Source organism: Spirosoma horti, from assembly GCF_054776595.1.
Genome location: NZ_BAAHBQ010000015.1, coordinates 21,241 through 35,626, shown reverse-complemented (window position 1 = coordinate 35,626; position 14,386 = coordinate 21,241). Strand labels below are relative to the sequence as shown.

Here is a 14,386-nt window from a genome sequence, read left to right as displayed (position 1 = left end):
GTTTTGTTAAACAAGGCGTGTAGTTGCACTGAATAAAAGTAAAGAAGTAAACAGTATTATATAAGGGAAAAAAAACGGATTAAAGAGTGACACCGTTCAGGGGCGGAGTTAATAAACAGCCGCAAAAGCAGTAAGCTAAGCAAACTCAATTCTCCTGTGTCGTCTACCGGCTCACAGGCCATTTTTCCCCGTCAATGTGTCTGTAGGTGGCCTGGTAACGCCAGTTTGACCTTAACCGGTTGGCCCGATCTTACTTTTGACTGCCGGTTTGAGGTTTTCCAGTGCTTTTAACTGCTCGGCCAGACTTTTCGACAAGCTATTATACTGGTCATTCTGCTGCTTCGTCGGTTTCGAATCATCGGACTCGACAAAACCACTTAACGCCGTAAATTTAGTGTTCAGCCGCACAGGATGGTTGGTCAAATCCTGATTGGCTTTCGCCCGAAACTGGTACAGCGCGTCTTCAATGCGAAGCAGTTTATCTTTCAATTCCTTGATTGACTGATCGTCGGCGGAGCGTCCGGTGCTGTCCAACTGCTGGCGCATCTGCCGAATGGTCAGCACGCCTTTCCGTAATTCATTCAACCGCTCCCGAATCTTGATGAGCAGATCGAATTGCTGTTTGAACTCCTCCGGTGTCGTTTCAATTCGTGGATCTTTAATGATCTCGAAGGTCTGCGAATACGTTTTTCCATCAACCGTGAGCTGGGCTTTATACGTGCCGGGCATGGCCAGCGGGCCCCTGGCGCGGCCGTGGGTAACCGAATTTGGCAGCGTAATAGGGTCTGGGTAACGCATGTCTTCCCACACAAACGCATTGCCTCCCGCTTCGGCGGGCAGCATGATTTCTTTCCGGGCTGGCGGTTTGGGCTGACGCATTTCGGCTAAACCCGCTGAATCTTTTGGCGTCGTCGCCGAAACAGATTTGGGAGATGCAGGGGTAATTGCGCTGCTTTTATATGACTTGATCAATAAACCGCGAGCGTCGAAAAAATCCAGTGAGATCGGACTTTTGGGCTTCTCCGGCAGGTAGTAAACCACTTTGACGCCGTTCGGTGGGTTTTTGCCCAAGTCGCCCGCGCCATTTGGAACCGGTTTTATGGCCGGATCGAGTCCCGCTTTGAACCGGACGGTTGGCCGGGGTTTAAACAGGTGAACGGCCGATTGCTGTACGTCGTCGGTCAGTTGGTGCAAAACAGTCAGGTCGTCCAGAATCCAGAACGAGCGGCCATGTGTAGCCGCTACCAGATCGTTATCCTGGATGGCCAGGTCATGAATGGGCACCACGGGTAAATTCAACTGAAGCGGCTGCCAGAGAGCACCGTCGGTAAAGGAAACATACATGCCTCGTTCTGTACCGGCATACAGCAGGCCCTTCCGTTTGGGATCTTCCCGCACGACCCGGACAAAGTCATTGTCGGGAAACCCCTGCGTAATTTTCGTCCAGGTTTTGCCATAGTCGCTGGTTTTATAGACGTAAGGATGGAAGTCATCCTGCTTGTATTTTAAGGCCGCTACATAGGCCGTGGCCGGATTGTGCGGAGACGGGTCGATGATGCTGATTCGGGCAAAGGCGGGCATATCCTTGGGCGTAACATTTTTCCAGGTTTTGCCATTGTCGACCGACACCTGCACATAACCATCGTCCGATCCTGACCACAGGACGCCCGCTTTTACGGGCGATTCAGCCAGGGCGAAAATGGTTCCATACCATTCTACGCCGGTGTTGTCGCGTTTGATCGGCCCCCAGTCTTTCCCAATCGACTGGTCATCCAGGGTAGGCGTTTTTTCGAGGGTTGCCGGATCAGAGCGGGATAAATTAGGGCTGATCACCTGCCAGCTCATGCCCTGATCCATTGACCGGTGGACGTACTGCGACGTAGCATACAAAACCTTCGGGTTATGGGGCGATACCATCACGGGATAGGTCCACTGAAACCGGTACGCCAGATCGGCAGAGCCGTAGCCATACATATCATCGGGAATGACCGACACATCCTTGAGTTGATTCGTTTTCAGATTCAGGCGGGTGAGCCAGTGGTGATTGGCCGCAAAAATCAGAGACGGGTCATTCTTGTTGAAGGCGATGTATCCCGATTCGCCCCCGCCAACGTCGTAATTTTCATTGGGATAAATGGCCCCGTAGTCGGATCGGCTGGGCACGGAAATCGTTGAGTTATCCTGCTGGGCACCATAGGCCCGGTATGGAAATTTATTATCCGTAATCACATGGTACATCTGGGCCGTTGGCTGATTATAGATGCTCGACCACGTTTTGCCGCCATCAAACGTCACGGTGCCTCCGCCATCATTCGCCTGCACCATCCGATTGGTATCGTTGGGATCAATCCAAAGCTGGTGGTTATCGCCGTGGGGCGGGTCCACTTTTTTGTACGTTTTACCGCCATCGCCGGATTTCCACATGTCGATGTTGAGCACCCAAAGCGTTTCGCTGTCTTTTGGGTCCGCTTTCAGGTGATGATAATACCAGGGGCGTTGAAACAGATCGGCAAACTGGCTCACCACCTGCCAGGTAGCGCCCGCATCGTCGGTTCGATAGACACCCGTCTGTTCATTTTCGGCTTCGATAATGGCCCAGATTCGATTGGGTTTTGCCGGTGATAATGCCAGCCCGATTCGCCCCCGGTTGGTGCCCGTTGGCAAGCCCTTGTTACGGGTGATGTCGGTCCAGGTATCGCCCCCGTCTTCGGTTTTAAAAATTCCCGCGCCGGGTCCGGCACTCCGTACACCCCACGGAAACCGGCGGAACTCAAACGTAGAGGCATAAAGGGTTTTCGGATGAGCCGGATCGATTGTCAGGTCAATGGCCCCTACGTTCGGGTTTTTGTAGAGGACTTTCTTCCAGGATTTACCGCCGTCGGTCGTACGAAATACGCCCCGGTCTTCATTAGGGCCAAAGGCATGACCAAGGGCCGCCACATAAACAAGATCGGGATTGGCCGGATCGATAATAACCGAGCCAATATGCTGGGTATCCGTCAAACCGATGTGCGTCCAGGTCTTGCCCGCATCGATGGATTTATAGAAACCATCACCGGGCGACAGATTGCCCCGCAGGGTATGTTCACCCATTCCTACGTAGATGATATTGGGATTCGACTGCGCGATGGCAATGGCCCCAACGGAGCCCATTTTGAAAAAGCCATCCGAAATATTCTGCCAGGTGATGCCGCCGTTTTCCGTTTTCCAGACGCCCCCGCCGGTCGTTCCCATGTAAAAGACCAGCCGCTCTGTAGGATGACCCGCTACGCAAACCGAACGGCCTCCTCTGAAGGGACCGATCAGGCGCCATTGCATGGCGTTCATGACCGAGACGTTGACTGATTTTGGGGCCTGCGCTGCTTGAGCGGGTGTCGACTGAGCAGTTCCCTGATGGCTAGTTAGTAGAACGACTAACCCAATGCTAATGAGCGTCGTATAAATAGAGCTTGCCAGAAACGTCAGGCGCTTGCCTGATGGGTGTTCGACGTGGATTGGTTTGAACATACTGTACATTGATGAAGTGGGCTAGCCATGGGATTACATACCAATCCTGCTGGATTTTATCAGCTTGTCCAGGTCCGAAAGCTGCTTGGTCAGATCGCCCGATAATTCCTCATACACTTTGTATGACCCATCGGTCGGTCTTGAATCGCCACTTTCGATGCTACGCCAAAGGGCAGCCAGCCGATTATTGAGTTTAATGGGGAAATTCAAGGGGTCCTGACCACTCTGATTGCGAATCTGGTACAGATTTTCTTCGATGACGCCAAGTTGTTCTTTCAACTTCTGATTGGTCGGGTTTTCGGGTTGTTTCGACAGCTTTTCCTTCAACGTCCGAATCTGAATTACGGCATCGTTGGCTTTGCTGGTCTCATCCCGCAGTTTCATTGCCATCTTGAACTGCTCCTGCACGTCGGCAACCGTCACTCCTTTCAAGCGCGGATCGAGCCTGATTTCGAAGGGTTGCGTAAACGATTGGGTGCCTACCGTCAGCCGTACCTGATACTGACCGGGCAAGGCCAGCGGCCCCGACGTTGGGCGTGCTCCCCACAGGATCATGCCTTTGAAGTAGGTAGCGCCCGGATAGCGGAGATCCCATTCGTAGCGATTCAGCCCGGCCGCCGTTGTGGGCAGCTTCACTTTGGGTTTGCCGGGTTCATCATCGTCGTCGTCATCACCGCCCGTTTTTGGATTTGTTGGTTTCGTGCCCGTAAAGGATTGAATGACCGTTCCGGCCGCATCTAAGATGTCGACTTTGACGCTATCTGCCTGTTTGGCCAGATAATATTGAAAAACGGCGGGCTGCACGCGTCGAACGGCATAGTACGGCTTGAATAAATGGACCGGTTTCTTGGTCAGATCGGGTGTGAATTCCCGAATGGGCGAAATATCGTCCAGTACGTAGATCGACCGGCCATGTGTACCGATCACAACATCTTTCTCCGTAACCTGGATATCCGAAATCTGCGTATCGGGTAGTTTTAACTGGAGCGGTTGCCAGGTGTCTCCATCGTTGAACGACACCCAGATACCGTGTTCCATACCAGCGTAGAGCAGGCCGGGGCGCGTGATGTCCTCCCGGATCGAGTGCGCAAAATCAGTAGCGTGTAGGCCGGTAATGATCTTTTTCCAGGTTTTGCCATAATCATCCGTTTTCCAGAGATAGGGCGCGCGGTCATCCATCTGGTAGCGTTTGGCGGCTACATAGGCCGTCCCGGGTTTATGCCGCGAAGCCTCGATAAGGCTGACGCGGGTATTTTTGGGCATATCGGGTGGCGTGATTTTCTGCCAGCTTTTGCCATGATCGCGGGTAATGTGAATCAGGCCGTCGTCAGAACCGGCCCAGATCGTGTTGACGTCGTGGTAGGAGGGAGCCAGAGCAAAAACGGTTGCGTAGATTTCGGGGCCGTTCATGTCCATCGTGATCACACCTCCGCTTTTGCCGAGGGTCGTTGTGTCGGCATAGGTCAGATCCGGGCTAATTTTTTCCCAGCTTTGGCCTTCGTTCGTCGATACCCAAACGTGTTGCGAACAAGCATATAGCCGGTTGGGATCTTTAGGCGAGAACACGATGGGGTAGGTCCACTGCCAGCGTTCGGGGAGGGCGCTGGCGGGTTCGCCGGAGAAGAAACGGGGGTAAATCTGCACATCGCGGGTTTGCCCCGTCGACCGGTCGTAACGGGTCAGGAGCGCCCCCTGGCTACCAGCGTAAAAAATGTCGGGGTTTTTGGGGTCCTGGGCAATGTATCCACTTTCGCCCCCGCCGACCTCATAGCCCCATTCACCTTTTTTGATGCTGTTATTCTTCACCAACTGATTTGTCCAGCCTTCGCTGGCCACGGCCACGGTCGTGTTGTCCTGCTGAGCGCCTGCAATGTGGTAGGGAAAATCGTTGGTCGCGGTAATGTGATACAACTGCGCTGTCGGGAAGTTTTCGTCGGTCCAGGTTTTGCCGCCGTTGACCGATACGGCCCCACCGCCATCGTTGGACGTGATCATGCGGGTCGAATCAGCCGGGTCAATCCAGAGGTCGTGATTGTCGCCGTGCGGAACGGTAATCGTTTTATTGAATTTAACGCCACCATCCGATGATTTGTAAAACCCAACATTGAGGCAATAAACACCGTTTTTATCGAGCGGATCGGCATAGATGCGCGAGTAGTAGAAGGCCCGTTGCCGTAGTTTCCGTTCATCATTAACGTGCTTCCAGGTCATGCCCGCATCGTCGGAGCGATAAACGCCCCCATCTTCGGCTTCGACAATGGCCCATACCCGGTTGTTGTCCACGGGCGAAACCGTTACGCCAATCTTGCCAACGGTTCCTTTGGGCATACCCGGTTTGCGGGTCAGCTCCGTCCAGGTATCGCCCCCATCTGTCGATTTAAACAGGCCGGAAGCGCCCCCGCCACCCCACATTTTCCAGGGCGTCCGGTAGACCTGCCAAATGGAGGCATACAGTACGTTTGGGTTCTTCCGGTCAATGATAATATCGACTCCACCGGCCTTGTCGCCTTTGTAAAGGATCTTTTTCCAGGTTTTCCCGCCGTCGGTGGTGCGGAAGATACCCCGCTCCTCGTTCGGGCCATAGGGATGCCCCAGCGCGGCCACGTATACAATATCCGGGTTTGTCGGGTGAATACGAACGCGGGCAATCGCCTGGGTATTTTTCAGACCAATGTTCGTCCAGGTTTTACCGGCATTCGTGGTTTTATAGACGCCATCGCCCTGCATGATGTTACCCCGGAGCTGGGTTTCGCCCGTCCCGATGTAGACAATATCCGGATTCGTCTCCGCTACGGCAACCGCACCCACCGACGAGCTGGTCAACTGACCATCGGTAACGGGGTTCCAGCTCTGCCCACCGTCGGTCGTTTTCCATAGCCCCCCGCCTACGGCGCCAAAATAATATTCCTGTTTACGACCGGGTGAGCCTGATGACCCCAACGAACGGCCACCCCGTGTTGGCCCGATATTTCGCCAAGCCATTCCTTTGAAAACGGGATTGATCGCCGTATCGGACTGCGCCCAAAGTTGATTGTTGACAATGGTGCTGCAAGCGACAGCAACGCATAAAAAGATAAAACGCTTCATCAGGAGAGAATATTTATGGCAATACGGTGATTTGTTAGCACGCTAAAGAGAATTTATTCATGCGTATTGGATGGGCCTTAGGTGCCCGGGCGTAGAACAGACAAACTTAGGAAAGTCCTATTCTAATTCACAATAAGCGAAGGAGAATATATTTTGCTGTATGAAGAAAAGGCAGTCTTTAATTTAAATAGATTCTTAATTACTGCCAGTTTATTTTCCGTAAAAATTATTTAACAAAATAAACACTTGGCACTTTGGGTAGAAATCAACTGGTCAGCCTGCATAGAATGTTATGAAATATAATTGTCCAGACGATTTAATGCCTTTTTCTGCATTTCCATGCATTATTTTGCGTAATCTCAAACTAACCGAATACTTCATGGTAAATAGACGATTTACTAATTCTATAGTTGCTTTGTTGATCGTATGCCTGCTGCCTGAACTTGCGCTGGCTCAACGAAAGGCCAGGCCAACGACAAAGCTCAGTCCGGTGTCGGCGTCCGACAGTCTGTTCAATGCCTTGCGGTGGCGCAACATTGGGCCATTCCGGGCGGGGCGGGCCTTGGGCGTTTCCGGGCATCCCAGCCAACCGCTGACCTATTATTTCGGAGCTACCGGCGGAGGGGTCTGGAAAACGATCGATGGTGGGGGAAACTGGGCAATGGTCTCGGACACAACCTTTAAATCCAGTTCCGTTGGTGCGGTGGCAGTCGCTCCGTCGGACCCCAACGTGGTCTACGTTGGCATGGGAGAATCCGATATCCGGAGCAACATCGCGAACGGCGATGGCGTCTATAAATCGACGGATGCGGGTAAAACCTGGAAGCATATGGGCCTGAAAATGGCCGATGCCATTGGCAATGTTGAGGTTCATCCGCAAAATTCCGATATCGTTTATGTGGCGGCTTTGGGCAATCCATTTGCCCCCAACAAAGAGCGGGGCGTGTTCCGGACTACCGACGGTGGCAAAACCTGGAAAGCCATTCTGACGAAAAATGATAGCACGGGTGCTGCAACCGTAAAAATTGACCCTAATAACCCATCTGTTATTTATGCGTCAATGTGGCAGGCCTACCGCAATAGTTATAAGATGAGTAGTGGTGGTCCTGGCAGTGGCTTGTATAAATCGACGGACGGGGGCGATACCTGGACGAGCCTAAGCAACAAACCCGGTATGCCGAAAGGGCTGTTGGGGAAAATTGGCATTGTTGTATCGCCCGCTAACTCGAACCGGCTGTATGCCATGGTCGAAAATGTCAAAGGGGGCCTCTACCGCTCCGATGACGCCGGGGATTCGTGGCAACTCATCAACGAAGACAAAAACCTGTGGCAGCGGCCCTGGTATTATATGATGATGGGGGCTGACCCACAGGACGAAAATGGGTTGATCGTGTTGAATGTCAACGCCATGAAGTCATACGACGGGGGCAGAACCTTCCAGAATATCAATGTCCATCATGGGGATACCCATGACATTTGGTGGAACCCTAAAAATCCAATGAACTACATCATTGCCGATGATGGCGGGGCGGAGGTAACCTACAACGGCGGGGCTACCTTCTCCGATGTGGACATCCCCACCTCGCAGTTTTACCATGTGGCCGTGGATAACGATTTTCCGTATAACCTGTATGGCGCTCAGCAGGATAACACCTCCATTCGCATTGCCAGCCGCACAACAGAATACTCCATTGGCAAATCGGCCTGGTACCCGGTGTCGGGGGGCGAATCGGGTTATATCACGCCCGAACCAAACAATTCCGACGTAACGTATGGCGGCAGTTATGACGGACTGATCACCCGTTATGACAAGAAAACGGACCAGAACCAGGTTATCAATGTGTATCCCGAGTATTTTATGGGCTCGCCTTCATCGGCCCGGAAATACCGGTTTCAATGGACCTATCCGATCGTTTTTTCTCCGCACGATCCTAAAACGCTGTACATCACCTCACAATACCTGCATCGGAGTACCGATTACGGTCATTCGTGGCAGGACATTAGCCCGGATCTAACCCGCAATGATCCGAAAACCCAGGGCGATACCGGTGGCCCTATCACAAAAGATAATACCGGGGCTGAAACCTTCCCGACAATCTTCACCTTTGCCGAATCACCCGTTGAAAAGAATGTATTCTGGGCGGGTTCCGACGATGGTCTGATGCACATCAGCCGCGATGGCGCCAAAAGCTGGCAAAACATTACCCCGCCTGCGTCCATGTTACCCGAGTTGGCCATTATGAGCATCGTGCACCCATCCGACCACACGGTCGGGAAAGCCTATCTCGCGGCCAAGCGGTATATGTCGGGCGACCGGAAGCCGTATCTGTTCAAAACAACCGACTATGGCAAAACCTGGATCAGTATTTCTACCGGTATTCCGGTGGATGAGTACTGCCACGTTATTCGTGAAGATCCGAACAAACCAGGCTTGTTATATGCGGGTACAGAACGTGGCGTTTATGTTTCCTTCAACGACGGTGGTTCCTGGGAAAAGCTGAGTTTGACTCTTCCGGTTACACCCGTTCGTGATTTGCAGATTCATAAGCGCGAAAAGGACCTGGTGATTGCCACCCACGGGCTGTCCTTCTGGATCATGGACGACATTACGCCACTCCATGAACTGATGGATATGAAACAGGGAGGCAAGGCAATGCCGGCCATGCACCTCTACAAACCGCGTCATGCCTACCGCATGGAAGGCGGGGCCGGGAATCCACGCCGGGGCCGGGCAGTAGCAACCGACGAAGGTGAAAATGCCCCTAACGGCGTCATCACGCGCTATTACTTGAAAACCAAACCGAAAAAGGAGCTAAAGCTGGTGTACATGACAACAGCAGGGGATACGATCATCGCGTACTCGAATCTAAAAGATAAAAAAGGGCAGCCGTTCAAGGTGTTGCCCGAGTTTTATCAGGATGATATGACTTCGCAGCCCGGAAAAATGACCGCCCAGCCGGGTATGAATGTCTTTGTATGGGACATGCGCTATCCTGACGCAACAGCCGTTGAGGGAACAAACGTTATGTGGACGGGCCGTGGGACCGGTGCGAAAGTGATCCCCGGCATGTACAAAGTGCGCCTACTCCTGGGCGACTCACTAATTGCCGAGCAGCCTGTCGAAATCCGGAAAGATCCCCGGCTTGCCATCACCGCGGCCGACTATCAGGAGCAGTTTGATTTGCTACAGAAGATCAATGGTAAACTATCCGAAACGCATAAAGCAATCAACCAGCTTCGTCAGATCCGAACGCAAATCAATGGCTACACCAACAACGTAAAAGAACCAAAGGCTGCCGAGAAGTTCAAAAATGCCGCCAAGCCCATTCTGGAGGAATTGGACAAGATCGAATCGACGCTGATGCAGCCAAAGTCGAAAGCACCGCAGGATGCGCTGGCTTACCCGATTCGCCTGAATGATAAAATTGCCGGGGTCGCTTCGGCTGTGTCTTCGGCCGACAGCAAGCCAACGAAATCGTCGTATGCCGCCTATGACGACTTGTCCAGGCAAATCGATACGGCAATTTCCAAACTTAAAGAGATTGTCAATACACAAATTCCAACCTTTAATCGGGTGGTAACGGAACAGCAGATTCCAGCAATCATTATCAATTAATCCCTAAGCCGATCAGGTCCTCAGAACCTGATCGGCTTTAATCATACGCTATGTTCTCTGATAAAATCGTTTATAGCCTGCACCGAATTTCGGGTCTGGTGGGTGGCCTGTTTATCCTGATATTGACCGTTACGGGCTCGATTCTGGTTGTTGGCCCTCAGGTTGATAACTTGTTGACCCCGACTCAAACGCATATCGAATCGACGGGTCAGCTCCAGTCCGTGAGCCAACTGCTGGCTTCGATAAACCGCCAGTATCCTGAGGCTACCATCAGGAGCCTTAGCTTGTGGGACAGTACAACAAACGAAGCGGTCCGCGTTGATCTGTCCGATAAGGGCATACGGACATGGGTGGCCATGAATCCATACACAGGTGCTATCCTTGGCGCCCGGCGGGCGGATGCGACGCTGGTCAGGCGAACCCGGGAACTGCACGAAAACCTGTTGGTGAAACCCATTGGGGGCTATATAATGGGTTTGGCGGGTATTTTTTTACTGCTTTCGGTGTTAACCGGGACCTGGTATTACCGGCGCTCATTACTGAGTGTCTTTAAAATCGGAGTGCGGTGGAATAAATCACCCCGCATTGTGTACGCCGACATTCATAAGTGGCTGGGCGTCGTTTCCTTGCTTTTTATGCTGATGATGAGTACCACGGGTATTTTCTTCCACTGGGAACAGATCGAGCGGGCGTTTGGAGAGGGAAAAAAAATTGAGCTAACGCACATTGCTCCGATTTCACTTACCAGCATTCCGGTCGATGCTTCTATTGCCGCTGCCAGGGCTTCGATTACTGATTTTCACCCGCAGCTTATCGACTTCCCTAAATCGGGGGATAGTACCCTGGTCATTCGTGGCAACAGGCCGGGGAGCATTCGACTGCTTGGTGAATACAATGTGGCCGCCACGGTCGATGCCCGCAACGGGCACTACATACGTGGATTCGACGCTCGCGATGCGGACCTGGAATACATTGCCGAACACATTTTTGAGGAGCTTCATTTTGGCCATTACGGCGGCTGGATCTCTCAGATAATCTATATACTCCTGGCCTTATCGACCGCTGTTGTGACCCTAACGGGCTTGTTTCTCTGGTTTTTAAAGAAGTAGCCAATCCCATGGATTTCCATTCCTCCGTAAAGCGGCTCTTGCTGCTGTGTGTCCTCGTCCTGGCGTTCACTACCCTTCAGGCGCAACCGTTTTCACCCACCTTATTCAATGCCATGAAGTGGCGAATGATTGGGCCGCATCGGGGTGGTCGAACGGTGGGTGCGGTGGGGGTGCCGCAACAGCCCAACGTCTTTTATATTGGCGTAAATAACGGCGGGGTCTGGAAAACGACGGATTACGGGCGCACCTGGAATCCTATTTTCGATGATCAGCCAACGGGTTCCATTGGTGATGTGGCCGTTGCACCGTCAAACCCCAACGTCATCTACGTGGCCAGCGGTGAGGGACTGCAGCGCCCCGATTTATCCGTAGGTAACGGGATGTATAAATCGACGGATGCGGGCAAAACCTGGTCATTTCTCGGGCTCAGGGATGGGCAGCAGATTGGCGGTATCTGCATCGATCCAACGAACGAAAACCGGGTATTTGCCGCTGTGCTGGGGCATCCATACGGCCCCAATACGGAGCGGGGTGTATACCGCACGCTGGATGGTGGCAAGACCTGGGACCGGGTATTGTACAAAGATGAAAATACGGGTGCTGTGCAGGTGACCATCGACCCGCAAAACCCAAATGTCGTGTATGCCGATCTCTGGGCGGCCCGTCAGGGTCCCTGGGAAAATGGCCAGTGGCAGGGCCCCGAAAGCGGTCTGTATAAATCGACGGATGGCGGTGCTACCTGGCAAAAACTGACGAATGGCCTGCCTACCATTGAGCAGGGACTGGGTCGGATTGGGTTTTGCATTGCCCCCAGTGCCCCAAATCGGTTATACGCTACGGTGGATGCCACCGAACGGGGTGGGGTATACCGCTCCGACAATGCCGGCCTATCCTGGACGCGTGTCAGTGGCGATGAACGGCTCTGGGGCCGGGGGAGTGACTTCGCGGAAGTGAAAACGCACCCGACCAATCCCGATATTGTTTTCATCGCTGATGTAGCTGCCTGGAAGTCAATCGATGGTGGTAAAACCTGGAACGACTTTCGGGGCGCACCGGGTGGCGACGATTATCACCGGCTTTGGATCAATCCGAACAATCCGGATGTGTTGCTGCTGGCGGGCGATCAGGGCGCTATTGTCACGGTTAATGGTGGACAAACGTTCAGTTCGTGGTATAACCAGCCAACGGCCCAGTTTTACCATGTCAGTACTGATACCAGTTTTCCGTATACGGTATTGGGTGGTCAGCAGGAGAGTGGTTCCGTCGGGATTAGCAGCCGGAGCAACGATGGCGAAATCACCTTTCGGGAGTGGCATCCGATTGGTGTCGAAGAGTATGGCTACGCAGCTGCGGACCCGCTCGACCCCAATATCATTTATGGCGGTAAAATTACCCGCTACGACAAACGAACCGGGCAGGTACAGAACATCGCCCCCGAAGCCGTTCGTACTGGCAAGTACCGGTTCGTGCGAACGGCTCCGGTGTTGTTCTCCCCGATTGATCCCAAAACGCTCTATTTTGCCGGGAATGTGCTTTTCAAAACCCGCGATGGCGGCCATTCCTGGCAGGTGATCAGTCCCGATCTGACACGAACCGCGTATCCCGACATTCCCCAGAGCGTGGGGGTCTACCGTACCGACGCCATGAAAACTATGCCCGCCCGTGGGGTTATTTATACCATTGCGCCATCCTATAAAGACATCAACACCATCTGGGCCGGTACTGACGATGGCCTGATTCAGGTGACCCGCGACGGGGGTAAAACCTGGAAAAATGTTACTCCGCCGGGCGTCGGTTCCTGGAGCAAGGTTTCGCTGATGGATGCCGGTCATTTCGATGTCAATACGGCTTATGCGGCCGTAAATCGCATCCGGTGCGATGATCTGCGGCCGCATATTTACCGAACGCACGACGGGGGCAAAACCTGGCAGGAAATTGTCACGGGATTACCCGACGATCCCATTAATGTGGTGCGCGAAGACCCGTTGAGGAAAGGACTGTTATTTGCCGGATCGGAAACGGCCGTGTATGTCTCGTTCGATGATGGAGCGCACTGGCAATCGCTGCGGCTCAATATGCCTGCCACCTCCATTCGGGATTTAGTCATTAAAGACGACGACCTGGTCGTCGGCACGCATGGACGGTCGTTCTGGATTCTGGATAACATGACCGCCCTTCGCCAGCTAACCCCCGAACTGGCAAAAACGGAGACGATCCTGTATAAACCGCAGCGGGCTTACCGCGTTCGGTGGAACATGAACCCCGATACGCCTTTGCCACAGGAAGAACCCGCCGGGCAAAATCCACCCGACGGGGCTGTTATCGACTATTATCTGAACGAAACGGCCAAGTCTGTCGTCACCCTGACGATTACGGATGCAGCCGGAAAATTAGTGCATCAATTTCGTAGCGATGATAAAGCCTATACGGTGCCAGATGTGAATTTGCCCGCCTACTGGATTCGCCCTCAACAGATTCTGTCAACCAGTGCCGGGGCGCACCGGTTCATGTGGAACATGCATTATACGCCATTACCCATTCCGCCCTCGTATCCCATTGCGGCCACCTTTGGGCAAACTGCTCCGGAGCCTACCTCGCCCTGGGTCATGCCCGGAACCTACACGGTTAAGCTAACGGTCAATGGGAAAACTTACACGCAGCCGCTCAGTGTTGTGATGGACCCACGAGTAAAAACACCAGCGCCGATGCTAAAGCAACAGCACGATCTGTCGGTAATGGCTTACGAAAAGCGCAAACAGGTGATGGGCTGGTTAGCCGAAGCGCAGACGCTAACGAGCCGCACGACAACTAACGAACAGAATAAGGCGTTTACTAATCTTCTAATTAGCCTGAATAAGTTGGATAGAACATTTAGTTCGATCTTTTCAATCCTGCAGGACGCGGATAGTGCCCCGACAACGCAGCTCATAGCCGCTGCCAGCGAAGCGCAGGTAACACTAAAAAAAGTAGCGCAGCAGTGGGCCGACTGGAAGGCAGGGAAATAGTTGGGCGTCATACGATCTGTCCAATTCAATTCCTAGCGTACGGATAGACTGGAAGTCATTTT

Annotated in this window: 5 protein-coding genes; 3 read left to right on the top strand and 2 right to left on the bottom strand. The window is 53.0% G+C overall.

Annotation, left to right across the window (positions count from 1 at the left end; all coding sequences use genetic code 11):
- Positions 1-231: 231 nt before the first annotated feature.
- Entirely contained in the window at positions 232-3,507 is a 3,276-nt protein-coding gene (locus tag ACYVAM_RS30820) for a WD40/YVTN/BNR-like repeat-containing protein (protein WP_461074002.1), read from the bottom strand.
- A 33-nt stretch (positions 3,508-3,540) separates the two neighbouring features.
- Positions 3,541-6,594 (bottom strand): VPS10 domain-containing protein, encoded by a 3,054-nt coding sequence (locus tag ACYVAM_RS30815; protein WP_461074001.1) that lies wholly within the window; start codon positions 6,592-6,594, stop codon positions 3,541-3,543.
- A gap of 379 nt (positions 6,595-6,973) precedes the next feature.
- Here ACYVAM_RS30815 and ACYVAM_RS30810 point away from each other — a divergent pair, with 379 nt between their 5' ends.
- Genes ACYVAM_RS30810 through ACYVAM_RS30800 form a run of 3 tightly spaced genes read left to right on the top strand, consistent with a single transcriptional unit; the run spans position 6,974 to position 14,324 of the window.
- Complete coding sequence (locus tag ACYVAM_RS30810; protein WP_461074000.1) at positions 6,974-10,210, top strand: WD40/YVTN/BNR-like repeat-containing protein; 3,237 nt, start codon at positions 6,974-6,976, stop codon at positions 10,208-10,210.
- A 50-nt stretch (positions 10,211-10,260) separates the two neighbouring features.
- A complete protein-coding gene (locus ACYVAM_RS30805) occupies positions 10,261-11,319 on the top strand; it encodes a PepSY-associated TM helix domain-containing protein (RefSeq protein ID WP_461073999.1) in 1,059 nt (352 codons plus the stop codon).
- A gap of 8 nt (positions 11,320-11,327) precedes the next feature.
- Positions 11,328-14,324 carry a WD40/YVTN/BNR-like repeat-containing protein gene (locus ACYVAM_RS30800; RefSeq protein ID WP_461073998.1) on the top strand — a complete coding sequence of 999 codons (2,997 nt, stop codon included), beginning with the start codon at positions 11,328-11,330 and terminating at the stop codon, positions 14,322-14,324.
- Positions 14,325-14,386 lie beyond the last annotated feature (62 nt).